This is a genomic window from Emergencia timonensis, from assembly GCF_900086585.1.
In the GTDB taxonomy this organism is placed as follows: domain Bacteria; phylum Bacillota; class Clostridia; order Peptostreptococcales; family Anaerovoracaceae; genus Senimuribacter; species Senimuribacter timonensis.
In genome coordinates this window covers 423924-446721 of the sequence record NZ_FLKM01000009.1, presented here as the reverse complement: position 1 = coordinate 446721, position 22798 = coordinate 423924, and the positions used below count along the sequence as shown (strand labels likewise).

At 47.3% G+C, this 22798-nt stretch carries 27 protein-coding genes; 8 read left to right on the top strand and 19 right to left on the bottom strand.

Annotation, left to right across the window (positions count from 1 at the left end; genetic code table 11):
• Window positions 1–23: 23 nt before the first annotated feature.
• A complete protein-coding gene (locus tag BN6539_RS13055) occupies window positions 24–530 on the top strand; it encodes a DUF6512 family protein (protein ID WP_067539343.1) in 507 nt (168 codons plus the stop codon).
• On the opposite strand, the gene BN6539_RS13050 is transcribed toward BN6539_RS13055, so the two are convergent.
• Window positions 502–1491, bottom strand: coding sequence for a permease prefix domain 1-containing protein (locus BN6539_RS13050; protein WP_067539340.1), 990 nt, complete (start codon window positions 1489–1491; stop codon window positions 502–504). The two genes, BN6539_RS13055 and BN6539_RS13050, sit on opposite strands and share 29 nt — an antisense overlap.
• Window positions 1491–1835, bottom strand: a complete 345-nt coding sequence (locus BN6539_RS13045) for a PadR family transcriptional regulator (protein WP_330385086.1) — start codon at window positions 1833–1835, stop codon at window positions 1491–1493. The genes BN6539_RS13050 and BN6539_RS13045 overlap by 1 nt, the downstream gene beginning before the upstream one ends.
• Before the next feature lie 163 nt (window positions 1836–1998).
• Here BN6539_RS13045 and BN6539_RS13040 point away from each other — a divergent pair, with 163 nt between their 5' ends.
• Entirely contained in the window at window positions 1999–2763 is a 765-nt protein-coding gene (locus BN6539_RS13040) for a LytR/AlgR family response regulator transcription factor (protein ID WP_242869413.1), read from the top strand.
• Window positions 2757–4085: a GHKL domain-containing protein gene (locus tag BN6539_RS13035; protein ID WP_067539331.1), complete on the top strand. Its 1329-nt coding sequence runs from the start codon at window positions 2757–2759 to the stop codon at window positions 4083–4085. Before BN6539_RS13040 ends, BN6539_RS13035 begins: the two co-directional genes overlap by 7 nt.
• Before the next feature lie 50 nt (window positions 4086–4135).
• Here the strand turns inward: BN6539_RS13035 and BN6539_RS13030 are convergent, their stop codons facing one another.
• The gene (locus BN6539_RS13030; protein ID WP_067539328.1) at window positions 4136–6157 is read right to left on the bottom strand and encodes an oxidoreductase; all 2022 of its coding nucleotides are present in this window, start codon (window positions 6155–6157) and stop codon (window positions 4136–4138) included.
• A gap of 177 nt (window positions 6158–6334) precedes the next feature.
• Here BN6539_RS13030 and BN6539_RS13025 point away from each other — a divergent pair, with 177 nt between their 5' ends.
• Window positions 6335–6919 carry a TetR/AcrR family transcriptional regulator gene (locus tag BN6539_RS13025; protein ID WP_067539325.1) on the top strand — a complete coding sequence of 195 codons (585 nt, stop codon included), beginning with the start codon at window positions 6335–6337 and terminating at the stop codon, window positions 6917–6919.
• Between the two features lie 15 nt (window positions 6920–6934).
• Here BN6539_RS13025 and BN6539_RS13020 read toward each other — a convergent pair whose 3' ends face one another.
• The gene (locus BN6539_RS13020; protein ID WP_067539322.1) at window positions 6935–7534 is read right to left on the bottom strand and encodes a DUF2238 domain-containing protein; all 600 of its coding nucleotides are present in this window, start codon (window positions 7532–7534) and stop codon (window positions 6935–6937) included.
• A 130-nt stretch (window positions 7535–7664) separates the two neighbouring features.
• Here BN6539_RS13020 and BN6539_RS13015 point away from each other — a divergent pair, with 130 nt between their 5' ends.
• A complete protein-coding gene (locus BN6539_RS13015; RefSeq protein WP_067539319.1) occupies window positions 7665–8804 on the top strand; it encodes a YibE/F family protein in 1140 nt (379 codons plus the stop codon).
• Window positions 8798–9568: a YibE/F family protein gene (locus BN6539_RS13010; RefSeq protein ID WP_067539316.1), complete on the top strand. Its 771-nt coding sequence runs from the start codon at window positions 8798–8800 to the stop codon at window positions 9566–9568. Before BN6539_RS13015 ends, BN6539_RS13010 begins: the two co-directional genes overlap by 7 nt.
• Here BN6539_RS13010 and BN6539_RS23470 read toward each other — a convergent pair.
• The 3 genes from BN6539_RS23470 to BN6539_RS13000 form a co-directional block, all read right to left on the bottom strand.
• Window positions 9565–9807, bottom strand: coding sequence for a type II toxin-antitoxin system RelE/ParE family toxin (locus tag BN6539_RS23470; RefSeq protein WP_369907454.1), 243 nt, complete (start codon window positions 9805–9807; stop codon window positions 9565–9567). The two genes, BN6539_RS13010 and BN6539_RS23470, sit on opposite strands and share 4 nt — an antisense overlap.
• Window positions 9713–9928, bottom strand: a complete 216-nt coding sequence (locus BN6539_RS22640; protein ID WP_067539313.1) for a hypothetical protein — start codon at window positions 9926–9928, stop codon at window positions 9713–9715. The genes BN6539_RS23470 and BN6539_RS22640 overlap by 95 nt, the downstream gene beginning before the upstream one ends.
• Window positions 9929–10187: 259 nt before the next feature.
• Window positions 10188–11054 carry an RpnC/YadD family protein gene (locus BN6539_RS13000; RefSeq protein WP_067539310.1) on the bottom strand — a complete coding sequence of 289 codons (867 nt, stop codon included), beginning with the start codon at window positions 11052–11054 and terminating at the stop codon, window positions 10188–10190.
• Window positions 11055–11165: 111 nt separating this feature from the next.
• Between BN6539_RS13000 and BN6539_RS12995 the strand changes: the two genes are divergently transcribed.
• Together BN6539_RS12995 and BN6539_RS22405 are read left to right on the top strand one after the other, a co-directional pair.
• Entirely contained in the window at window positions 11166–11351 is a 186-nt protein-coding gene (locus tag BN6539_RS12995; RefSeq protein WP_067539307.1) for a hypothetical protein, read from the top strand.
• Window positions 11352–11381: 30 nt separating this feature from the next.
• Entirely contained in the window at window positions 11382–11801 is a 420-nt protein-coding gene (locus tag BN6539_RS22405) for a hypothetical protein (protein ID WP_148484492.1), read from the top strand.
• A gap of 305 nt (window positions 11802–12106) precedes the next feature.
• Here the strand turns inward: BN6539_RS22405 and BN6539_RS12985 are convergent, their stop codons facing one another.
• From BN6539_RS12985 to aroF, 12 genes are read right to left on the bottom strand one after another with little or no spacing between them, the layout of a single operon-like run.
• Window positions 12107–12958 (bottom strand): AAA family ATPase, encoded by an 852-nt coding sequence (locus BN6539_RS12985; protein ID WP_067539299.1) that lies wholly within the window; start codon window positions 12956–12958, stop codon window positions 12107–12109.
• Window positions 12959–12960: 2 nt separating this feature from the next.
• Entirely contained in the window at window positions 12961–13395 is a 435-nt protein-coding gene (locus BN6539_RS12980) for a hypothetical protein (protein WP_067539294.1), read from the bottom strand.
• Window positions 13396–13746, bottom strand: a complete 351-nt coding sequence (locus tag BN6539_RS12975) for an arsenate reductase family protein (protein ID WP_067539292.1) — start codon at window positions 13744–13746, stop codon at window positions 13396–13398. It lies immediately after the preceding gene.
• 1 nt (window position 13747) lies between these two features.
• Complete coding sequence (locus BN6539_RS12970) at window positions 13748–14827, bottom strand: zinc metalloprotease (RefSeq protein WP_067539289.1); 1080 nt, start codon at window positions 14825–14827, stop codon at window positions 13748–13750.
• On the bottom strand, window positions 14802–15245 hold the full coding sequence (aroQ, locus tag BN6539_RS12965; RefSeq protein ID WP_074038124.1) for a type II 3-dehydroquinate dehydratase: 444 nt from the start codon (window positions 15243–15245) through the stop codon (window positions 14802–14804). The genes BN6539_RS12970 and aroQ overlap by 26 nt, the downstream gene beginning before the upstream one ends.
• Window positions 15242–16432 carry a shikimate kinase gene (locus BN6539_RS12960; protein WP_067539283.1) on the bottom strand — a complete coding sequence of 397 codons (1191 nt, stop codon included), beginning with the start codon at window positions 16430–16432 and terminating at the stop codon, window positions 15242–15244. Before BN6539_RS12960 ends, aroQ begins: the two co-directional genes overlap by 4 nt.
• Window position 16433: 1 nt before the next feature.
• Window positions 16434–17576, bottom strand: coding sequence for a bifunctional chorismate mutase/prephenate dehydratase (locus BN6539_RS12955; protein ID WP_067539279.1), 1143 nt, complete (start codon window positions 17574–17576; stop codon window positions 16434–16436).
• An 18-nt stretch (window positions 17577–17594) separates the two neighbouring features.
• Complete coding sequence (locus BN6539_RS12950; protein WP_067539276.1) at window positions 17595–18578, bottom strand: chorismate synthase; 984 nt, start codon at window positions 18576–18578, stop codon at window positions 17595–17597.
• 3 nt (window positions 18579–18581) lie between these two features.
• Window positions 18582–19766: a 3-phosphoshikimate 1-carboxyvinyltransferase gene (gene aroA / locus BN6539_RS12945; RefSeq protein ID WP_067539273.1), complete on the bottom strand. Its 1185-nt coding sequence runs from the start codon at window positions 19764–19766 to the stop codon at window positions 18582–18584.
• Entirely contained in the window at window positions 19754–20752 is a 999-nt protein-coding gene (gene aroB / locus BN6539_RS12940) for a 3-dehydroquinate synthase (protein WP_067539270.1), read from the bottom strand. The genes aroA and aroB overlap by 13 nt, the downstream gene beginning before the upstream one ends.
• On the bottom strand, window positions 20689–21588 hold the full coding sequence (locus tag BN6539_RS12935) for a prephenate dehydrogenase (RefSeq protein ID WP_067539267.1): 900 nt from the start codon (window positions 21586–21588) through the stop codon (window positions 20689–20691). The genes aroB and BN6539_RS12935 overlap by 64 nt, the downstream gene beginning before the upstream one ends.
• The gene (gene aroF / locus BN6539_RS12930) at window positions 21589–22587 is read right to left on the bottom strand and encodes a 3-deoxy-7-phosphoheptulonate synthase (RefSeq protein WP_067539264.1); all 999 of its coding nucleotides are present in this window, start codon (window positions 22585–22587) and stop codon (window positions 21589–21591) included.
• Window positions 22588–22798: the final 211 nt, after the last annotated feature.

Below are 22798 nucleotides of genomic sequence, written 5' to 3'. Positions count from 1 at the left end.
TACAATATGATGAGGTGATTTATTTGATAAAAATCTACGGCGTGTTTTTTACCATGATAATCGGTATCATACTGCAGCATACATATGAGTGGTCTGATAAAAATCCATTTATCGCAGTCCTGGCTCCTGTCAACAGCAGTGTCTTTCAACATCTGAAGCTGCTCTTTACACCGTACATGCTCTGGGTACTGGTAGAATATGAACATTATGGACAGTATGAAAAAAATTTCATCCCGATCAAAGCGGTTTCCCTCTTCGCCGGGATGTTTATCATCGTGTTGCTATTAAATTTATCCGTAAAGGCCTTGCGAAGGAATGTCTGCCGAATAGGTATGGCTGCTTTCGTAATTGCCACATTGACTGCTTTTGGTCTGGATTACTATTTGACTGCCAGCAATCTTCGCGTTCTGCCAGCAGCAAATCTGTCCGGCAGTCTGCTGCTCTTTCTCATCGCACTGGCCATGTCGTTTTTTACCTTTTATCCGCCTGACCATCCCTTGTTCAGCGATCATTTTCGTTCTTCGAACTGATACTGCAGATTCCGGCGATGGCGCCGAAGAGCACGCCTGCCACCGGCCAGATGATCCAGCTCCTGCCCCAGTCCTCCGTCAGGAAGCTGTAAGCTAAGTAAATAGCAACAATCAAGGGCCAGTAAATTGCCGCAACCTTGTCGATCAGTTTGTTTTTCTTCCTTTCAACTGTATAGTCGCCTTTTTGCAGGAGCACGTCGTAACACCCATAGGGCATGCCGGCTGTAATTAGAATGTAGACGCCTGCCGCTACGAATAATAGCAGCAGTGAAACGGCAGCGCCAATCTTTGCGGCTTGTGACTCGTCAAAGATAATCCCTGCGACAATTGCTGGAATCACGCCGATAATGATAAGGCTGACACCTATTGCCATTTTCCGTCCGAAAGTTGATCTTGCTTCCTCCTGCATTTTCCCAAATATAGTTTTAGCGCCCGGTTCCAGTTCAAAGACTTCTTGCTGCAGGTATTCGTATTTCGACATAGAAACCCCATTGACGATGAAAAGAACGACCGCTGCAGCAACCATGCCGAAAAGCACGATTAGTCCCATGGCTGTCGGCGCGGCAGCATCAGTTCGTACGCCACTGTTGATGAGAAGAATGGGAGAGCAGGTGCAGAGCACTACGCCGATTCCAATCTTTCTGGCATACTGCCTCATGTCGTCCAGATACTCCTTGCCCCGACTCAAGTTGATTTTCATCGATGGCTTTCTCTTATCTTCGTTAATTGTAATGGAAGGCGCGGATTTCTCCCTGATTCCCAGTTCTCTGATTAATTCCTCCATATTTCCGAATTCCGAAATGACGATACCGATGGCTTCGTTCTCGCTTTTGCCTTCCGCTTTCAGTTCTACATATTTGTCTTCCATCATTGAAGCCATTTCCCCTTTTGCTTTTCTGACTTCTTCCGTGTCCGGAAGCTGTGTAAACATGCTGTCTAAGTAATTTAAAATAATCTCCATTATAGCTCCTTCTTTCTGATAAATCTCTCTACTACTTCTTTTGTCACTTGCCATTCCAAGCATTTCTCTTCATAGTATCGTCTTCCCTCTTCGGTTATCCTGTAATAGGTCCTCTGTTTGCCGCCGGATTCACCTCTTCCTGCAAAGGATTCCACATACCCATTCTTTTCCAGTCTGGTAAAAGCAGAATACAGCGTCGTCTCTTTGATGATATATTTTTCTTCGGAAAGCTCTCTGATCATCTTGGAAACCTGGTAACCGTAAGAAGGCTGATCCATGAGCAGAAACAGGATGATGGTATCGTTGTACCCTCTGATAACGTCACTGCTAATCAATATTCTCACCTCAAGCTCTATTACGACTATAGTAGTACGACTGTCGTAGTAATTTATAGTCTCATCATAACACAACTACTACGACAGGTCAAGTAGTTAGAGAAACAAATTACTTAAGCCGTTGAATAACACCTTAAACCGTATGGAAAATACCGCAAAAGCGACGTAAATCATGGTATACTGTAAAAAACGATTATTGAAGGGAAGTGTTCTAATGCTGGCTTTGATTTGTGACGATCTTGCAGAGGATCGCAGAGTACTTACAGAATACTGCGCTCGCTACGGGAAAGAAAAGAAATTAAAATTACAGACCTTACAGTATGAAAATGCCGGCGCTTTACTGCAGAGCAAAGAAGTGATGCATGCAGACATTTTGTTCCTGGATATTTATATGGAGGGCGCCTCAGGTATTGACGCTGCAAACATCCTCAGAGGCAAAGGATATAACGGCACCCTCATTTTCACGACTACCAGCCGTGAACACTATGCAGAAGGTTTTGATCTTGCGGCTGCTCATTACCTAATCAAACCGATAACCTGGGAATCCTTCTGTGAGGCAGTTGGCCGCTGCAATAAAATTGGAGAGTTAGAGAAAAAATACATAAGGGTCAATATCGGACGTTCTGAACTGAACGTAGATGTTGATGGCATCCGCTATATCGAAGTCTACGGTCACAAGACCATCATCAGCACCATACGAGGAGAGATTAACGTTACCCAATCGCTGACAGCATTGGAACAGACTTTGCCCAGCGACACTTTTCTCAAATGCTATCGCTGTTTTTTAATTAATATGAATTACGTACAGCGCATTGAAGGGGAGGTCTTTCTTATGAAGGATAATCGCGAAATTCCAATTTCCAGAGATAAACGTTCCCAGATCAAAAATATTTATCTGGACTACCTATTCAGCAAAATGGAGGACGAGACGTGCTAGAATCTTATCTGTCTGCATTTTTAGTTACCTTTATCATTAGCGGCAGCGCTGCTCTGCTGTGTTTTTGTGTCGTAAGAGATGCATTAATAAAAAAATGGTCCATAATTCTGATCCAGAGCCTGATATTCGCGAGCCTTAATGGATGTGTTTTTTCTGCCTGTGTTGCACTTTGGGGAGAGGATTATTACATTTTCATGTATGGCGTGTGCATCCTGTGTGGCTGGCAGTATTTGTACAAAGTTACAAAGGAAAACCGCATCTGGCTCTTTTTCCTCATCTGCATGACCTTCAGCTTTCTCTTTTTCTGCGCGTCTGTCTCCTACCTGTTCTATGCCATCTGGATGCCAGCGGCGTCCTCTGGTCTCTATATTTATAAAGATGTTCTATTTTTTGGCTCGCCCCTCATTCTATTCTGGTATCCTTTTTACTGTTACATGCGAAAGCTCTATCTGAAGGTCAGGAGGCTGTTTATCCCACATATGTGGAGGCTCTGTATTCTTCCAGTGATGTTTTCTTTTCTGTTATGGCTGCAAAGCGTAATTCTTCCAGGAGATATGGTTGGCGTTGCTGTCAGCTGTATCCTGAAGGGCTTTATCGTTTTCTGTTCTTTCCTGACCTATTCTCAGATGTCCAGCGCATTGAATAATGCAGAGAAGGCTATCGGAGAACAGGAACGCAGAAAGTTCCTGGCTCATCAGTTTGATCTGCAGAAGACCCGTATGGAGGATCTGGAAGCTCACGCAGAGGAAATGAGAAGAATTCGTCACGACCGGCGTCAGCATGTAGAAGTGTTGAAAGGTCTCCTGGCAGAAGGTAATGTGGCAAAGGCGCGGGAATATCTGCAGGACTACGAGGATTCCATCAGCAAGAATATACAGCCGCCTTTGTGCTGCAACTTTGCCGCAGATACGATCTGCAGCCGCTATCAGGCCCTGGCAAAACAGTCAGGAATCAAGACAATCCTCTCCCTGTCTCTGTCTAAGAATCCCGGCGTATCCGGCAGTGATCTTGCCGTAATCTTAGGAAATCTCTGGGAAAATGCAATTGCTGCTGCCCTCGACGCCAGTTCAGAGCAGTTCATTCGACTCAAAGTCGTGGAGAAGCACGAAAAGATATTCATCCGCATGGAAAACAACTTTGGAAATATCGTGCTTCGAGATGATGGCAGATATCTTTCAACCAAGGCGGGCAGAAATTACGCTGAAGGCATAGGGCTGTCCAGCATCAAAGCCGCCGCGGCAAAGTACGGCGGCATTGCTGAATTTTCCCATAACGAAGATGTTTTTACTTCTTCCATCCTCCTTTACCCCAATTATACATAAACAAAGAAAAACTGCCTGACCGGCAGTTTTTTCTATGTATAATGATTTACTTAAACTTGTTTTCCGGCCACATAACCCGTGCGCACCGCTTCCATGACGCTGCCCACTTCGCTGGCGTCGCCGACAACATAGACCTCAGCACAAAGATCTCTGATCTCATCAGCAAGCTGATGGTTCGGTCTGTCTTTTGTGGCGATGACCACAGTGCCTGCAGGTATGATCTTTTCTCCTGCTGGACCTTCGACCACGACTTCCTGATTTCTGATTTCTTTACATTTCGTTTTCAGCAGAATCGCGCAGCCCAGTTCTTTGATGTGTGACTTCAGTACAAATCTGGTCGTTTCCACCATATTCGTCATCAAATGATCTGTCATTTCCACCACTGTAACATGTTTTCCTGCCTTTAGCAGATATTCTGCAGTCTCACAGCCTACAGTTCCGCCGCCGATGATGACCACATCGTCTGCTGCAGGCGCGCCCAGGAGAATCTCCTTTGCGTTATATACGTGTGCCTTCTCAAAGCCAGATATCGGTAAGGATGCAGGAATGACCCCTGTGGCAGCGATCACTGCGTCAGGCTTTAGGGCTTCTACATCCTCTCTGGTGATCTTTTTGCCAGTTACTACGTGGAATCCTCTGTACTCACTCTGCTTTTCCATATAGGGGATATAGTCCGCCAAATTTTCTTTATACGGCGGTACGACAGCCGGAATCAGCTGGCCGCCCAGGCGATCTTCCGCCTCATATACCGTCACATCGTGACCTCTCATGGCGGCTACTCTTGCTGCCTCTATGCCAGCAGGGCCGCCGCCAATGACCATGACCGTCTTCTTTGTTTCCGCAGGAGGCAGAGAATCGTCGTTGTTGTCGTGACCTAAAACCGCATTGACAGAGCAAATCAGCTCACCGTCATTCATCAGCTGATTATCCATACATTTCTGACATCCAATGCAAGGTCGCGCATATGGATAGGTGCCGCCTGCAATCATGTTCGGCCGCTCTGGTTCAGTAATCATGCCACGGCCCATATGAATGAAATCGGCTATGCCGGAAGTCAATGCACCTTCCGCCATGACAGGATCATAGGTTCTGCCTCCGGCGATCAGTGGAATCGTGATGGCAGGTAAGCCTCTGCCTTCCATATTGGGGCGCTCCTCACCTTCGGCAATCATGGCTTTTCTGACCATGCCAGCCAGAGGCAGTGCCATTCCCTTTGGCTGACCACCGGCCGGTATGTCTTCAAGTGTTGCAACATCGCTCCAATTACAGGCGATGACTTCGATAGCATCGGCTCCAGCCTGCTGCACCAGATAGCAGTTGTAAAGTCCGTCTATCGGCGTGACACCGCCGTTGCGGCCGCCGTCAATGACGTTCATCTTGATCATGACAGGAAAATCTTTGCCGCAGCGTTTTTTGATCTTGCGTATAATGTTGCAGGCAAATCTTGCCCGGTTATATGCGTTCCCGCCATACTCGTCGGTTCGCTGATTGGCCGTAGAGGAGAAAAACTGGGCTACCAGATAGTAACCTGCTCCGTGAATCTCCACAGCATCATAGCCTGCTTTTTTTGCACGGACAGCTGCATCCGCATACTTATCTTCCAGTGCCACAATTTCGTCGTGGGTGAAAGCCCGCGGCGTTTCTCCCGTCAGTCCGGTGACAAAGCTGTAAGGCATCGCCACCTCTGAAGGAGCCGTCGCCGGCTGCCCCAGTGCATGGAGGACGGAAAGATTGGCGCCTCTTCCCGCGTGGCTCAGCTGGATGGCACATTTGGCTCCATATTTGTGAATGGTGTCCGTCAGCTTTTGAAATCCCGGTATGTATTTGTCATCGCTGAGGGCAATATAGTGTACCGTGTTGATACCCAAGGGTGGATCCACACAAGTTACTTCTGTGATAAGCAGGCCGGTGCCGCCTTTCGCATTGGCAGCATAGCGATTGATAATCGGTTCGGTAACAAACCCCTCCTCTCCAGCATCCGTACCCATCGGCGGCAGCACGATTCTATTTTTCAGCTCCATCGTGCCAATTTTTCCAGGTGACAATAGCTTTGAAAACTCTGTTTGACTCATAACAGGTTCCTCCTCTCATTTGTGAACATGATTCGCTTTTATATTTTCATTATAGCACGGCATATCATGCATTGCAATTATTTTGTGAATTTAATTCACTAATACATTTCTGGCGATTGACAGTACTGCTTTTTCAGTGCTATACTGAAAAACAATGAAGAAACAGAGGAGAATACAATGAACGGAACATCACCAAAGTACCAAAGAACCCACGAAGAATTAAAAAAACAGGCTCTCGACCTGTTTTTAAGTAAAGGATATGAAGCGTCGTCAATACAAGAAATCACACACAAAACCGGCCTCTCCGTAGGCGCTTTTTACCGTCATTTTGCATCAAAAGAAGCCATCTTTGCTGAAATCTGGGACGATTACGCCGGTGCCAACATTGAACGCACTTTAAAAGAGGTGGAAAAGACCACCTCCCTGCTCTCTGCCATGGACTATCTGCTTGCGGAAAACGAAAACTTCTCGAAAAATGAGACGACCAACAAGTTGTACGCCATCTATGCGTCTCTTGCAGTCTCCCAAAAACTAGATTCTTTTCCCCATATCAACCAGTCATCAAAGAAATATCGGCAGATGCTGTATCAACTGATTAAGAAATACTGTGCCGAATTTACGGAAGAAGAGGCGATTACCACTGCCAACGCAATGCACTGCCTGATGAACACCTATTCCATGCGCAACGCCGACGCTTTTCAAGCTTTTCACTTTGAGCGGGATGCCTTCCGAAAGTGCATTCTTACACTGCTTCGTTTGTAAGATTAAATTCCTAATCTACGATATGGCTTCTCTTTTCTCACTCTTTCCTTTTCTTCCGCGTTGCTTTGCCAACGAAAAGGCAGCATAGACCAAAGCGCCTACATTTCCTGCAATCATATCAGTAACAGTATCCACCATGCCTCTCTGCATGCCGCCTCCGGCCAGCTTGTCTGCCGTAAACTCAAAGATTTCCCAAATTCCAGCCCCAGCGCTGGAAAAGAAAAACGCGAAGCAGACAGCTGGAATCATCAGTTTTTCCAATTGCTTTTCGTCTGTAAGACCAAAACGCTTGAGCAGATATGTAATAATCATCATGCCCAAGGTAGCCAGCAGAATGCCGCTAAAAAAGTGGACAATTTTGTCATAAGGGCCGAAAGATCTATACAAATCCATAACTGATCCCATCGGCGAAGCAAAAAATACGAAAGCCAGACCGGCGTAATAAAGGCCGTCAGAAACTTTAAAAATCTTTGCCGCAATCAAAGCGGCCAAAATTGATCCGTAAGAGCCGATGACATTGGTCATCGGCGGATTGATCTCCAGAGCAAAAGCCGTTATGGCTGCTCCTGTCGTTGCAGCGACTAAGGCGATTAGCGCCAATACCCTTTTTTTCATTTCTATATCATCTCCAAAATTAATCTATTATGCAGTATAACATACATCAAAAGGAAAGAAAATGCAAAAATTTATCATATCTTCACAGTTTCGTGATATGATTGTTTTTGGATTTTTATGGAGGTGTCTCTTGCATATAGATGAAAAAAAGAAAAAATGGCTTTGCAGCCTACTGCTGTTCATCGTGATTACAGCTGTCATATTTTTTTTGGTCAAGAACGACTACGGTCTTTATCAGGCGACCATAGGAAAGGTCACTGCGGTAGAAGATACTCATGTAAAAACGCGAACAGGCTTTGACGGAACCCATGAATATGAGGAAAAGTATTACGAGCAGACGATTACGGCCAAGCTGATGAACGGAATCCACAAGGGAAAGACTGTGAGGCTGACCAATACCTATGCTGAATCCACGGTTTACGATACCAAATACAAGGCAGGAGATGATGTCTTCGTCGAATCTTTGGAAAGTTCGTCTAATGATGGCCCCCTGATTGGCAAAGTCGCCGGCATCAAGCGCGACCATTACGTGGTGTTGGTGCTGACCCTTCTATTCGGTCTCTTCCTTTTGATTGACGGAAAGAAAGGCACGTTAACTATTTTTAGTTTGGTTCTCAATATGATTGTATTTTACTACATGCTGGTTCTCTATAATCATGGGACGAACATTCTAGCGCTGTCCATCCCTATGGTCATATTCTTCACTGCCATGCTGCTGTTTTTTATGCACGGTATCAGTGAAAAAACACTGCTTTCTTTTGTCGCAACTATGATTACAGTCGCAGTAACCACGGCCATTGCAGCAATTGTCATGAAGTTCAGTGAAATTGACTACACATTTATGGATTACCTGCAGCAGCCATTTGATCCCGTGGACGCCGGCTATATTTTCTTGTCGGAGCTGCTGATCGGGTGCCTCGGCGCAATTATGGATGTCGTCGTCACCGTCATTATGACTGTTAATCAAATGATATCCCATACGCCGGATTTAAACAGCAAAACCTTGATCAAATCCTGTCGCAATGTAGGTGATGACGTGGTCGGAACCATGATCAATATCATGTTTTTTACCAATATCGCAGCAAGCCTGCCATTTTTCATCCTGTCCATGCGCAACGGCATCGCGGTGCTGACTATACTCAAATATCACGTGTTCTTTGAGCTGGCCAGGTTCCTGGTCGGGAGCATCGGAGTGGTTCTGTCCATTCCAATATCGGGATTTCTGGCTGCCTACTATTATAAACAGCAACGAAAGGCGAAAAAATGTTAATTGTACTTACTGCTATTTTAATTACATTAATCTTACTGATCTGCGGTGACAAAGGCTCCAAATCTATTCTTTCCACCGCGATGAATGCCGGCCTTCTACTGCTTGCAGTTTTTCTAATTTATAGAGGCTTAGATCCAATTTTGATCACCGTTGCCGCCTGCATCCTCATCGCCTGCATCACCCTCTTTATCCCGGAAGAGGCCAACATCAAATCTAAGACCGCCCTGCTCTCCGTAATCCTTGTCATCCTCGTCGTGGTGCCTTTTGTCTATTCTATTGCAGGCCGCGCCTCTATTCAGGGATTTACCAGCGAGCAGTATGAAATTACCGATTCTAACGGCTACACCAGGAATATCGGTATCGATATGCTTTCCTTACAAATTTCCGTCATGATCATCGCTTTGATTGGAGCGGTTACCGATATTGCAGTTGCAATCACATCGTCTATTTACGAAATACGCAGTTCCAATGAAAACATCTCCAAAGCGCAGCTTCTGACCTCTGCCTTCTCTGTCAGCAAAGCGGTGCTCAGCACTTCGATTCATACGATCTTCTACATCTATATTGCCGAGTACATGACCTTGATGATTCAGTATGCCGGCGAGTATTCCTTCGTCAAACTAATCAACAGCAAATCCTTCTGCCAGGAATTCATCTCTATTTCTATCAGCGGTATCGGCTGCTGTCTGGTGGTACCTGTATCCGCACTACTGATGACTTGGGTGCTGGAGCGGAAAAGGGCGCAGACAGTCAGAGATATCTAAAATAGGTCTTGCTTCTCACTGACCAGCCTCTGTATGTGAATTACTTCTTCAGAAATCACATACAAGACGATATATTCTTCAATAATCAGGTATCTTCGCCCAGGCATCAAAACCTCATCCACGCTTTTACCAGGTAGAGGGAATTCAGTGAGCAAGGAAATTCCTTGAAAAATACGGCTTCTTGTTTGTCTGGCAGGCGAGAGACTGCGTTCTGATAAGTAATTCAACAGTTCCCTCATGTCTTTGATGAAGGTGGTTATACTCCTCTGCATTCTTAAATTCTATCATCAAAAATAACTTGGCTTCCAAATTCTTGATTCTGTTCTGCAGTTGCTCATAAGTTTCTACGCTCAATGCCACAATATCGGCCTCTCCATTCTAGGTTAAATAGACTGGTTCTCCGGTTTCCCTGCAATAAGACGATAAATCTGCATAATCATTTCTGATATAACTGGATGATTTGATTTTCATTGTTAATTTCCAACTCTCTTTAAAATAGCAAGGTTATGATATTTTTCGAATCATCCCATGCATTACTAAATCTACGTTTCTTTTCAGAAAAAAACTGCCCCTTCTCAGCAGCGATGGCCTGCGGGGCAGCTTTACTTTACATTCTATATTATAGGGTTTCGATTTCTTGCTCTGAAAGGCCTGTACATTCTGCGATAACCGCAAGATCGATGCCCTTTTGTTTCATTTTCTGCGCGGTTAAACGCATACCTTCTTGTATTCCTTCATCAAACCCTTCACTAAATCCGTCTTCCTTGGAAAGCTCCCTGGCTTCTTCCTCTGTCATCTCCAAAAACAACATGTTAACGGCCTCTTCTCCATGTTTATCGAGAAATTCAGTCAGAATGCCTTCCTCTCTGCATTCCTTCAATATCTTCTGTACGACTTCGTTATTCATCGTGCCTTCCTCCGCATATTTTCGAACAATGGCAACGAATCTGCTGTACTCCCACAATATCTTGCATTTGTTCAGTAACTCCGTTGCGCTTCCTTCATTTACATTATACACCTTTACGGTCAGCTGTAAAGCAGGATTCTCTTCTTCTAGTCTATATTGGTCTGACAGACGAATCGTCTCAAAATCCGGTAACTCTTCTGTGCCGTTATACAGCACGATAAAAAATGGATTGGGAAGAATCAAAGCTTTTCTTCTATAAAAATCTTTGTTGGAAAACATGTTCTGTATGATGGTCGAAAAGTAAACCAGATCTCGGACAGCCATGTTTTCGTTAATAGTAGATTGATGTTCTACTAGAACGATGTAACGATCTTCAATCGTAAATGCGATATCATTCTTGATGGTTTTGAACAGCACCTCTTCAATCGTCTCAAATTCCAACGGCGTGTCTTCATCATAGTCTGCATCGAAAAGCGCATTATAAAGCTCAATCAAATTTTTCTTCTCGTTGAATAACATACGAAATACGCTGTCCTTATAATTGCGTACTAAAGTATCTTCATTTTTTTCTGTGTTCATGACAGCGATCCTGCGTCAAATCCTTAATAATTCTTAATTTTCCACTCTACTGTTGACACCTAATACATATTATACTATGCTGTTTATAAATAAAGAAAGGGAGCAATCATCATGCAAATACTTGTCGCAATATCAATTTATGGATTCATCCTTTGGCCCTGCATGTTCGTATTCGGCCTGGCATCAGGCATCACAAGAAAAATCAGTGGTAACGAACATTACTATATACCGTTGATTATTGCCGTATTCGGCCTGATCATGACTTTGATGCCTTTATATGCGCACGCCTTTGCATAAGTTTTATGATTCAAAAGGAGGTTATTTAGGATGAGCGTTAAGAAATCAAATTATCCCTTTAACAAATTAATCCTGCTTCTGCTGCTTTGCAGCGTCGTCGGCATATTTCTGCCGTGGCTGTACTTCAATCGAAGTGTAGACTACACCACAGGTCTTGACTTCCTCGTTGCGCCGCTGTTCTTCTCCGGTCTGGTCGGTTCCATCATCCTCAGTCTGCTCAGGGATCGTTCCCAGATGGTCGACATCGTCAATCTGATCGCCCTGCTGCTGATTCCAGCTTCCTGTGCTTTCCAGTTTCTGACCTGGCATATCAGGGGGATTACCGGACGGCTGGATCTTGCCGTCAGCTTCAGCACCGCCCACTATGGGTTTTATCTGACGTTCTTCTCCTCTCTTGCAGCAGCACTGCTCTTTGCCGCCGGGTTGGTCAAAAGGCGCCGCCGGACATAATGCGGCTGTCAACGCAAAACGGCGCAAAGTATGCTTTCTTCAATACCTAGCGCCGTTTTTAAGCAGATTCGAGAGATAAATTCACCATTTTTAATGCAAAACAGGCACTGCAGACAGTATTTTTCTTTGCAAATGGGCGATTGTTCAAATTAAGCATCCACATTTTGCCAGATATAGGATATTCATCAATCATTTCTTCATTCTAAATCTTTTTTCTAACAAAAAAACGGCGTAACGGTTCCTAAAAATAGACGTTTGCGCCGTTTCGGCTGATTCCACCAGTTTTTATCACTAAGTCCGATTGCTCAGAACTCCTCTGCATGGGCCATGAAGAAGTCAAAATAGCGGCGCACGTTTTCCAGCTCCGTCCATCTCTTCACGACGACAGGCTTAGCGTCCAGATCGTAAATCTTCGCATGCTTTGCCGCCAGAAGAAACGGAGAATGGGTGGCGATGATAAACTGGCAGTTGAAGAAGCGCGCGGAATCCTCGATGAACTGCAAGAGTTCCTGCTGGTATTCCGCTGACAGACTGTTTTCCGGCTCGTCCAAAAGGTATATCTGATTCTCCTGGATTTTGTTGGTGAAATACATCAGCGCGCTTTCCCCGTTGGATTTTTCCGGAATATTCTTCATCAGATTTTTACGCACGAATTGTGAACCCGATTGGCGGCGGGCTTGATTAACTTTTTTCAATTGTTCGTAATCATCAAGAGAACGCATCTGAAAGCGGGTATGCTTCAAGTCCAAATATTCCTCCAGCAATTCGTCCCTTTTGACATCCACTCCATCGTTGATATTTCTGACATTAAAAATATAGTCGAAGACATCGTCACTGGTGATGACCGTGCTGTCTTGGTAGCCGTACTGCCATCGCGCCCGACATCCGGTCACATAGAGGTCAAAAAAATTACTCTTGTTATAAGCTGCATCCCTGCTGGCAGAAAGGTGTTCAGCAATGACATTGATCAAAGTCGTCTTGCCGGAGCCGTTGCTGCCATAGAAAATCGTAATCGGCTCAAAAGAAAGCTCTTCTAAATCTTTCTCCGGAAAAATGTCAAACGGATAGAATGTATCATAGCAAGTTCTCTTCTGACCCCCAAAAAATCTACATTCAAATTCATAACTGGGCAGCTCGAATTCTTCCAAATATACCATTTTTACCTCACGTTGGCTTCCATCCTATATAGATCAGTCATAATCTGATGAATGTGATAGACCGCGTTGTCCACCTGTTTTTTTGCATCATTGATTTTGGACTGGACAAAAACATCTGCCAGGATGCCGTCAAAGAAAAAGTCAGCAAAGGTCAAAAATCCGCCGATGTCCACCTGAAAATTCAAGATGTCACTCACATCTCTCAGCTCCTTCTGGAAACACATGACCTGTCTCTTTGCCGCTTCCATCTCCTTCTGCGCGTTGCTCAGTTTCATGTGCTTGCCGATGCCGCCGATGAAGTCAAAGCCCAGCATATCGGCGATGCCGAAGTTAGAAGCTGCGTTCAGTTCCTCCCGCGCCCGGTTCAGATACTGCAGCGTCAGATTCCCTGCATTGATGGCTTCCCTGATTTCTCGTAATTCCTGTTCCCTATCCATTTAGAGTACCTTTTCCTTCCATTCCGCTTCTTTGAAGCCCGTTAAAACAAAATCGTCCCCGATGACTAGCGGCCGTTTTACAAGCATGCCATCTGTAGCAAGGAGGGCCAACTGCTCTTCCTCGCTCATCTCGGGCAGTTTATCTTTCAGCGCCATTTCTTTGTAAAGATTTCCGCTGGTGTTGAAGAACCGCTTCAGAGGCAGTCCGCTCTTTTCGTAAGCTGCCGCTAGTTCCGCAAGCCCCGGGTGATTCGTTTTGATGTCCAAAAGCTCATAGCTCACATCATTTTCGTCCAGCCAGGCAAGGGCTTTCTTGCAGGTTGAACACTTGGAATAACAATAAACTCTCATCTCAAATCTCCTCCATCAATTCTCTCTCAAGCTGAATTTCACCCAGCATGGGATAGTCTTTCAGCGTCTTCTCAAACTTCTTCTTTGCTTTTGCAGCGTCAGCCTCGTCGTGGGCATAACGCACGGCATAGGCGTATCTTATCCTATGAGAGCTGGGATTCCCCTTTGCCATCTTGAGATACTTTTTCGTCTCCTCGGTGTAAAGGCTCTCGACCTCCTCCATCCTGCACGGGCCGATCAACTCCAGATACAGCAGCTCCAGCCGAAGAACATTCTTATAGAGGCCCAGCAGCGCCGTATCCTCAAGGAGCCTCTGCCCTGTTTCCCTGGCTCCGTCAAAATCCTTCTCGTCAATCTGTCTCTGGAAGCGAAAGACCTTGAGCCCGTCTATCAGAGGATTTCCCTTCTCTTCAGAATCTGCCAGATCAAAGTATTCCTCTGGCATGTCCCGCAGCCTGCCGCCGTCACTCTGCAGCTTATTGACCTTCATCTGAATCCAAAAAGCTCTAGCGCTGTCTGCATCTTTGCGAAAGATTTTGATGTTGTAACCGTCGTTGGCAATGCCGCCCATTTTCATCGGCAGCAGGTTCATGATTCCCAAATAGATGCCGACAAGGGCAAAGGGCAGCAGTATCACCTTGGCCGCTACCGTGCCTATGGCAAAAGCAATGACGCAGGCAACAGCAGCAAAAATCAAGTTCGCCAAGCCGCCGCCCAGGTTATAGAGAACCGCTGGAAACCTACCGCCATCCATGGCAGGCGGGTCCAGCAGACACTGCCCACCTGTGCCCGGAAGACTCAGCCTCTTCCTGCGGATTTTGCCCTGAATTTTAATCCACAGGACGCTGCCGATCCGGAAGGAAACGAATTTATAGCCGCTGGCAAGTCCTGCGACCAGATGACCCCCTTCATGAAGGATGATATGCAGGTAGAAGGATAGGATCAAAGAGAAAAATCCCACAGCAAACCATTCCAGGCTTCGCGTAGTGGAAAAGATGATTTCCGCAAAAAACACGCCCAGCACCGCCCCTACAATAAGCTGCAGCCAAGGGACGTTAGTCTTCTTTTTCTCTTTTTTCACAGAGCACCTCCATGGCATGGATGTAACCTTCAAAGCCTTCGCCCACAATCGTCTTGATGCAGGCAGACCTTACATAGGAAACCTGCCTGAAATCTTCTCGCGCAGAAACATCGGAAATATGTACTTCCACAGTGGGAATGCCCACTGACTTCAGGGCGTCCAGGATTGCCACGCTGGTGTGGGTATAGGCTGCCGGGTTGATGACGATTCCATCATACATTCCATAGGCTTCCTGAATAACGTCTACGATTGCGCCTTCATGGTTAGATTGAAAAAAAGCGGCTTCCACACCAAGGCGGGAAGCCGCGCTTTTGATCATGCCGACTAAATCGTCATATGTACCTTTTCCGTATATTTCCGGCTCTCTGATGCCCAGCATGTTGATGTTGGGCCCGTTGATCACCAGAACTTTCATCATTCTCTCTCCTCATTATTATTGATAAAGAAATCGCTCCAATAGGAATAAGCGTCTTTCCGCTCCTCGTACATCTGATCGAGAGGCATCGACTGAGACAGCGGTCTTCCGTCCGTCTCCAATTTGTCCAGATCTCTTTTGATCCAGATGACGACGCCGTTTTGTTTGATAATATTATAATTGAGCTTTTTTTTGACGATACCGCCGCCAGTGGCGATGACCAGTCCCGTTTTCACACAAGCCTGCTCCAGCATTTCTGTCTCAACTTTTCTAAAGTAGGATTCGCCCTTTTTCTCAAAGATTTCCGGAATTGACATCCCCTCGTGTTCTACGATCATGTCGTCAATGTCGACGAATTCTCTCCCCATCCGATCAGCGATTTCTTTGCCCAGCAGGGTTTTGCCCGCTCCCGGCATGCCGATCAAAATGGCGTTGAGTGTCTCGCTCCTGACCTCATCGATGGCATTTTCAATTTCTTCGTCTTCTATTTTCTTGTTTTGAAAAAACTCACTGGACTCCTTGGCCTGCGCAACCAGCATTGCTAATCCGCCAGTTGCAGGCAGAGATTTTGCCATAGCATCCAAAACCAGCTTTGTCTTATTTGGATTGTAGATGAGATCCACCACGCCACGGCAGTTTTTGAAGTCGTCAAGATTAACAGGCGTTCTGCCGTTGCCTGGATACATGCCCACAGGCGTTGTATTGACGATTATCTCACTGTCAAAGTGGCGGTTGATGTTCTCGTAATTATTTTCGCCTTTGCGAGAGATGATTACGATCTCAGACGCCCCCATATCAGCGAGCACCGTCTGTACCGTCAGGGAAGCACCCCCGCTTCCCAGGACCATACACTTCATGCCTTTGACATCGATTTTCGCCGCCTTCAGCAGGTAGATAAACCCATCATAATCGGTGTTGTAGCCTTTCAGCTTTCCATCTTCACTGCGAATTATGGTGTTGACGCTGCCGATGGCCCTGGCGGTATCAGAAATTTCGTCGCATAATTTCAGCACCGTTTTCTTATAAGGGATCGTAATATTGAAGCCGCCGTACTCCTCTTTCTTGAGCAAAGCTTCCAGCTCCTCTTCCTTCGCCTCGCATAATTCATATTCATAGTCGCCAAATTTGCTATGAATTAGTGGTGAATAACTATGTCCCAGCTTCTCACCAATTAATCCAAATTTTTTCATCTTAAATCTCCATATAACTTCCTAAATACTTGAACTCATGGCTCAGTTCCTCTAGCTGGTTGATCAGCCTTACAAATTCCTCAGAGTGTACTTCGGAGTCGATGTCGAAATAGAACATGTAGTCGAAGTCTCTCTGTGGAAGCGGACGGCTCTCCAGTTTGAAGATATTGATGCCCAGCGCGTTGAATCTGGCCAATACGTTATAAAGTGATCCCGGTGTATGGGATACTACTAACATTAAACTTGTCTTGTCAGCGCCAGGATAGATTTCCAGCTTTTTGCTGATACAGATGAATCTGGTATAATTGTTTCCGTTGTCCTGTACGGCTTCCTGCAGGCAGGACAGTCCGTATAATTTGCCGCAGGAATAGGATGCCAGCGCTGCAATATCATTTCTTTCGGATTCGGCTACCATTTTGGCAGCTTCCGCCGTGTTCTCACAGATGGTTATCTTGGCATTTGGAAATGCCTTGAGATAATCGTCGCACTGCATGATTGCCTGCTCGTGAGAGACAATCTCTTTGATATCTTCTTTTCTGGTTTCCTTCTTTGCGAGAAGACTGTGGTCAATCTTCAGCTTGACGCTTTTTACAACATAGAAATTATACTTCAACATCAAATCGTAAATCTGGTTGACAGAACCAGCCGTGCTGTTTTCAACCGGCAGAATTCCGTACTGACAAAGCCCCTGATCGATGGCGGCAAAGACGCCGTTGAAATTCTTCATGTACATGATTTTCGGCATTCTGAAAAGTTTGTCGCAAGCCTGCTGAGAATACGCGCCTTCCACTCCCTGGCAGGCAACGGTGGCCTTTGTCGGGAATACTTTCGGCGTTTCTTCCAGTGCGGCTTTGATGGACTTTACCAGAGGGGTGTCCTGATTGGTGATCTTCCTCTGGTGGTCTTTGCTCATCTCCATAATAGTATTATATAATATTCTGGCGTAAGATGCCATATCATCTGAAGCCATTTCTGTAATTTCCTCAAGTTTTTCTCGTTCTCTGATGATATCGATGACTGGAAGGTTGTTGTCCTGCTTGAATTTGGCGATGTTTTCCGCCACTCTCATTCTCTCTTCCAGTTTTTCTACGATTTCTTTGTCGATGTTATCGATGTTCTTTCTATAGTCTTCTATGTTGCTCATTTTCTTTACCTCTCTTATTTATCTGATTAAATCATAAATTGCGATGGCGGCTGCCGCTTCTACGCAAGGCAGCGCCCTCGGCACGATGCAGGGGTCGTGCCTGCCCCTGACAGCCAGCTTCGCATCTTCTCCTTTGGCGTAGCTGATGCTGTTCTGCTCTATAGAAATTGACGGCGTCGGTTTGATTGCCACGCGGAAGACCACCGGCATGCCAGAGCTGATACCGCCCAAAATGCCGCCGTGGTTGTTGGTGCGGGTTTTTACCTCACCCCCATCAAAATAAAACTCGTCGTTATTTTCGCTGCCGCGGATTCTTGCGGCGTCAAAACCCCTGCCGAACTCGATTCCTTTGACGGCAGGGATGCTAAAGACTGCCTGAGCCACTTTGTTCTCAAGGCCGTCGAACATGGGCTCCCCGATGCCTATCGGCATGCCGGTGACGGTGCATTCGATAATGCCGCCTACAGAATCTCCCGCGGCTCTCGCCTCGTCGATGGCGCTGTAGGGATCTTCGCTGTTGCCGCCGATGTCCTTGATGACCGCCTCGACAGTGATTCCCGCCGCCGCCAAAATCTGCTTGCAGATGCCCCCCGCGATGCAGAGGGGCGCTGTCAGCCTGCCGGAAAAATGTCCGCCGCCGCTGACATCCTCGTGGCCGCCATATTTGACGTGGGCCGTAAAGTCCGCATGACCCGGCCTTGGGATATCTCGGATATTGTCGTAGTCGCCGCTGCGGGTGTTGGTGTTGCGGATGATCGCCGTAAGAGGCGCACCGCAGGTCACATCACCCACCAGTCCGCTTAAAAAATCGGGCCGGTCTGCTTCTTTCCTCGGCGTGGAATACTTGCTTTTCCCCGGCGCCCGCCGATCCATAAACATCTGCAATTCTTCCATATCGATTCTGAAACCTGCCGGCAGACCGTCCAGGGTCACGCCGATCGCCTCTGAATGAGACTGGCCGAATATTGAAATCTTTACTTTTGTTCCATAAGTCGAAGACATGCTTTATACCCTTTCTATCTTGTCCGCCAGCTCAAGCGCTTCTAAATCAGCCCAGAAGCCGGGATAAGATTTGTTTACCGCGTCAGCTCCTTTCAGCGTGACGGTCTCTGTGCAGAGGATCGATGCGATGCCCGCCATCATGGCGATGCGATGATCGTTGTAGGAATCCGCCTGGCCGCCTGACAGCGCGCCGCTCCCCCGAATCACCAGTCCAGCAGCGAGTTCCTCAATGTCCGCGCCCAGAGCTTTCAGATTCTCTGCCACGGTCTTAAGCCGGTCGCTCTCTTTGATTCTGAGCCTCTCGGCGTTGACAATTTCTGTCTTTCCTGTGGCGGCCGCCGCGACCACTGCCAAAGCCGGCACCATGTCGGGAATCTGCCTCGCATCGATGCGGATGCCGTTCAGCTCCCCTTTTTTGACGGTGATCCCCTCTTCTTCTATATTTACAACTGCGCCAAACTGCGCAAGAATTTCCAAAATCTGTTTATCTCCCTGCAGGGAGTGGGGATTGAGACCTTTGACGCGTATGCCCTCAGGAAGAAGTGCCCCCGCCGCCAGCCAGAAACAGCCGTTGGACCAGTCGCCTTCCACCTGGTAGTTTTCCGGTCCCTGATAGGCTTGCCCCCCTGGAACCAGATAACCTTCCGCCGTCTCAATGATTTCTATGCCGAAGTCCATCAGAACTTTGACCGTCATATCCACGTAAGACTTCGACTGCAGAACCCCTTTGACCACGATCCTGCTGTCCCCCGCCAGAACGGGCAGTGCAAAGAGTAGTCCGCTGATGTACTGGCTGGAGACGTCGCCTGGAATATGATAGGTACCGCTGACCAACTGTCCTTCTATGGTAAAAGGCACGGACCCCTGGGGACTCAGCCTGCAGCCGTGAGCCATCAGTTCCTCGTAAAGTGGACTTAAGGGACGCTCAGGCAGCCGTCCTTCCGGATAAAAGGATGCCTTATGTCCCAGCGCGCCCATGACGGGAAGCAGGAATCGCAAGGTCGATCCGCTTTCGCCGCAGTACATCTCTTCCCTGCCGTCCTTCACCGCCTCAAGGCATTTTCTCGTGGCAGCGATGTCCTTGGACTCTGCCTGGCAGATCACCTGGCAGGGCTTTGTCGAAAGGGCAGCGCAGATCAGCGCTCTGTGGGCGTCCGATTTTGACGGTATGATGTCTATCTTTCGCATAACAGTTCTCCCAGTTCTTCTGTCGTCAGGCGCTGAAGTCTGCATTTTCCAATTCCTTCAGGCACCACGATGTCGATATAATTTCCTTTTCTCTTTTTGTCAGCCATACAGATATCATATAATATTTTGCCCGGTTGTGCAACGTTCAGATCAAAATCGTACATACGAAGCAGGCTGGTGATCTGCTCTGCCGTTTCCCGGCTGCACCATCCCTGTTCTGCTGACAGGTCTGACATCATCGCCATTCCCTTGGCCACTGCCCGCCCGTGGCTGACCGCAAAATCCGTCGCCTTTTCGATGGCGTGGCCGATGGTGTGACCGAAGTTCAGCAACTGTCTGACACCGGTATCCGGTTCGTCCTCTTCTACAAACTTTTTCTTAATGGCAACACAGCGCTGGATGATGCCTTCCATGCGGTTTTCGGCAGCCTCTCTGTCCTGCAGCAGTTCAAAGAGGGCTGCGTCGGCAATGCAGCCGTATTTGATCACTTCTGCCATGCCGTCCTGCCAGACATCTTCCGGCAAACTGTCGAGAAGTCTCGCGTCCTGGCAGACCAGGGCCGGCTGATGGAAGGCGCCCGCCAGGTTTTTTCCTGCCGGCAGATTGATGGCCGTCTTCCCGCCTACGGAGGAGTCCACCGCCGCCAGCAATGTGGTCGGCACCTGGATCACTTTGATACCTCTGAGATAAGTGGCCGCTGCAAAACCGGTCAGGTCGCCTACGACGCCGCCGCCCAGGGCGACCAGAGCGTCAGACCGGGTCAGGGGAATCTCAGCCAGGAAGTTCAAAAGTTCCAGATAGGTCTGGCCGCTTTTGGACTCCTCTCCCGGCGGTACTACATAGCTTTTCACTTCGAAGCCTGCGTTTCGGAGGCTTTCCATGCATCTGTCCAAATATAGTTTTTCTACGTTTTTGTCCGTTACTACGACGAGGCTGTCGCCTTTGATGATTTTTCTTGCTTCACTTCCAAGCTGTTCAAGTCGCATAATTTATCTACCTTGCTCTTGCATTCCTTTCCTTCTTTCAGCAGACGGATCAGTTCTTCGGGGTCGTTGTCTTCCAGAGCCTGCTGGTATTTCTGCAGTTCCGCGATCAAAGCCGCCAGCTCCACGCCCAGGTTATCTCTATTCTCGATGAAAAGTTCCGTCCACATCTTCTCGTCCAGATAGGCTACTCTGGTAAAATCCTTGTAGCTTCCGGCTGAGACCATATTCTTATTGTGCAAAATTGCAGTTTTGCTTTTGATAAATCCGTTGGAAACAATGTGGGGCATCTGTGATGTGAAGGCGATGACTTTGTCGTGTTCTTCCGCAGTGGAGAAGGAAATTCTTCCGAATCCCGCCATCTGCAGGATCTTCTTCACTTTGCACATCAGGTTCAGATTGTTGTGATCGTCCGGCACCAGGATGAAGGGCGCGTCGTCAAAGAGATCCGCGCTGCTGTGCTTGAATCCGCCCTTTTCTTTTCCTGCCATGGGATGCCCGCCCAGATAATTGATTCCGTACCTGCGGGCCATGTCATAGCCTGCCTTGCATACGTTGCGCTTTGTTCCGCAGCAGTCGATGATGATTGTTTCTCTTGACAGTCTGGGTGCATTCTGTTCCATCCACTTGATTGCTTCCACCGGAGTGATTGCGATAAAGATGACGTCACACTTGCTAAAGTGTGCTTCATCCAGTTCTCCATCGATGGCCTCCGCCATCTTGGCAAATTCAGTAGTCAGATTGTTTTGGTCGCTCCCCAGAACTGTAGCACCGGCTTTTTTATAGGCTTTTGCCAGAGATCCTCCGATCAGCCCTAGTCCTACAATTCCGATATTCATTTAGATCACCTCTCTTATCTTTCTTACCTGGTCCATAACGTCTTTGAACTGTGCCGGAGTCAGTGACTGCGGTCCGTCGCAGAGCGCCTTTGCCGGGTTATTATGGACTTCTATCATCAGGCCGTCTGCGCCGCATGCGGTCGCCGCCAAGGCCATAGGTTTTACAAGGTTTGCATGACCCGTCGCGTGGCTCGGGTCGATGACCACCGGCAGATGGGTCAGGCTATGAAGCACCGGCACTGCCGAAAGGTCCAAAGTATTTCTGGTGTAAGTCTCAAAGGTTCTGATGCCTCTCTCGCAGAGGATGATGTTCTCGTTGCCGCCTGCCATGATGTATTCGGCACTCATCAAAAGCTCCTTGAGGGTGTTGGCAAGACCCCTCTTGAGGAGGATGGTCTTCTTGGTTCTGCCTAGTTCCTTGAGCATTTCGAAGTTCTGCATGTTTCTTGCGCCGACCTGGATGACGTCTACGTCTTCGAAAAGCGGAAGGTGGTTGGCGTTCATGATCTCTGTGACGATGGGAAGGCCGGTGGCTTTTTTCGCCTCCAGCAGCAGCTCGATGCCCTCTGCCTTCATACCCTGGAAGTCGTAGGGGGAAGTTCTCGGTTTGAAGGCGCCGCCTCTGAGCATGGTGGCTCCGGCAGCCTTGACGCCTTCTGCCACTTCTCTGATCTGCTCTGGGGTCTCTACGGAACACGGTCCCGCGATGACTGCGAAATGTCCGCCGCCGCATTTTGCGCCCAACACGTCGATGACGGAGTCTTCCGGATGGAACTTCCTGTTGGCGCTCTTGAATGGATCAGAAATCAGTGTTACCTTTTCTACGATGTCTAAAAGCTCCAGCATCTCTACGTCGATGCCGCTGGTATCTCCGATGAGTCCCAGAACTGTCTGGTATGCGCCGATAAACTCGTGTACCTGCACGCCCTGCGCCTCGAACCATTGAATCAATTGGATTCTCTGTTCCTCTGTTGTTTCTGGTTTTAAAGTAGTGATCATGTCTTTACCTCTCTCTTTCTCTTGCCTTCAAAATCTGCCTCGGGCGAATCGCCTCCGGCCTGTCTTCTAATGTCATGGCTTCTGCCATTCTCTTCGGGGAAAAATGAAAAAACTCCTGTGGCCGGTAAGCTACAGGAGTTTTTCAAGTAATTTGTCATTATTTTAGGATTTTAATTATAGACAATCACTCAAAACTTTTTTGTGCAGCAAA

Bases quoted from the DNA above. Each gene is read 5' to 3' on its own strand.
- BN6539_RS12980 (WP_067539294.1), bottom strand. From the start codon at position 13,395: ATGGATAGGGAACAGGAATTACGAGAAATCAGGGAAGCCATCAATGCA.
- BN6539_RS22405 (WP_148484492.1), top strand. From the start codon at position 11,382: ATGAGCGTTAAGAAATCAAATTATCCCTTTAACAAATTAATCCTGCTT.
- aroA (WP_067539273.1), bottom strand. From the start codon at position 19,766: ATGCGAAAGATAGACATCATACCGTCAAAATCGGACGCCCACAGAGCG.
- BN6539_RS23470 (WP_369907454.1), bottom strand. From the start codon at position 9,807: ATGAGGGAACTGTTGAATTACTTATCAGAACGCAGTCTCTCGCCTGCC.
- BN6539_RS12950 (WP_067539276.1), bottom strand. From the start codon at position 18,578: ATGTCTTCGACTTATGGAACAAAAGTAAAGATTTCAATATTCGGCCAG.
- BN6539_RS13025 (WP_067539325.1), top strand. From the start codon at position 6,335: ATGAACGGAACATCACCAAAGTACCAAAGAACCCACGAAGAATTAAAA.
- BN6539_RS13050 (WP_067539340.1), bottom strand. From the start codon at position 1,491: ATGGAGATTATTTTAAATTACTTAGACAGCATGTTTACACAGCTTCCG.
- BN6539_RS12995 (WP_067539307.1), top strand. From the start codon at position 11,166: ATGCAAATACTTGTCGCAATATCAATTTATGGATTCATCCTTTGGCCC.
- BN6539_RS12975 (WP_067539292.1), bottom strand. From the start codon at position 13,746: ATGAGAGTTTATTGTTATTCCAAGTGTTCAACCTGCAAGAAAGCCCTT.
- BN6539_RS12960 (WP_067539283.1), bottom strand. From the start codon at position 16,432: ATGAAAAAATTTGGATTAATTGGTGAGAAGCTGGGACATAGTTATTCA.
- BN6539_RS12935 (WP_067539267.1), bottom strand. From the start codon at position 21,588: ATGAATATCGGAATTGTAGGACTAGGGCTGATCGGAGGATCTCTGGCA.
- BN6539_RS13000 (WP_067539310.1), bottom strand. From the start codon at position 11,054: ATGAACACAGAAAAAAATGAAGATACTTTAGTACGCAATTATAAGGAC.
- aroB (WP_067539270.1), bottom strand. From the start codon at position 20,752: ATGCGACTTGAACAGCTTGGAAGTGAAGCAAGAAAAATCATCAAAGGC.
- BN6539_RS13010 (WP_067539316.1), top strand. From the start codon at position 8,798: ATGTTAATTGTACTTACTGCTATTTTAATTACATTAATCTTACTGATC.
- aroQ (WP_074038124.1), bottom strand. From the start codon at position 15,245: ATGATGAAAGTTCTGGTGATCAACGGGCCCAACATCAACATGCTGGGC.
- BN6539_RS12955 (WP_067539279.1), bottom strand. From the start codon at position 17,576: ATGAGCAACATAGAAGACTATAGAAAGAACATCGATAACATCGACAAA.
- BN6539_RS13040 (WP_242869413.1), top strand. From the start codon at position 1,999: ATGGTATACTGTAAAAAACGATTATTGAAGGGAAGTGTTCTAATGCTG.
- BN6539_RS13020 (WP_067539322.1), bottom strand. From the start codon at position 7,534: ATGAAAAAAAGGGTATTGGCGCTAATCGCCTTAGTCGCTGCAACGACA.
- aroF (WP_067539264.1), bottom strand. From the start codon at position 22,587: ATGATCACTACTTTAAAACCAGAAACAACAGAGGAACAGAGAATCCAA.
- BN6539_RS13030 (WP_067539328.1), bottom strand. From the start codon at position 6,157: ATGAGTCAAACAGAGTTTTCAAAGCTATTGTCACCTGGAAAAATTGGC.
- BN6539_RS12985 (WP_067539299.1), bottom strand. From the start codon at position 12,958: ATGGTATATTTGGAAGAATTCGAGCTGCCCAGTTATGAATTTGAATGT.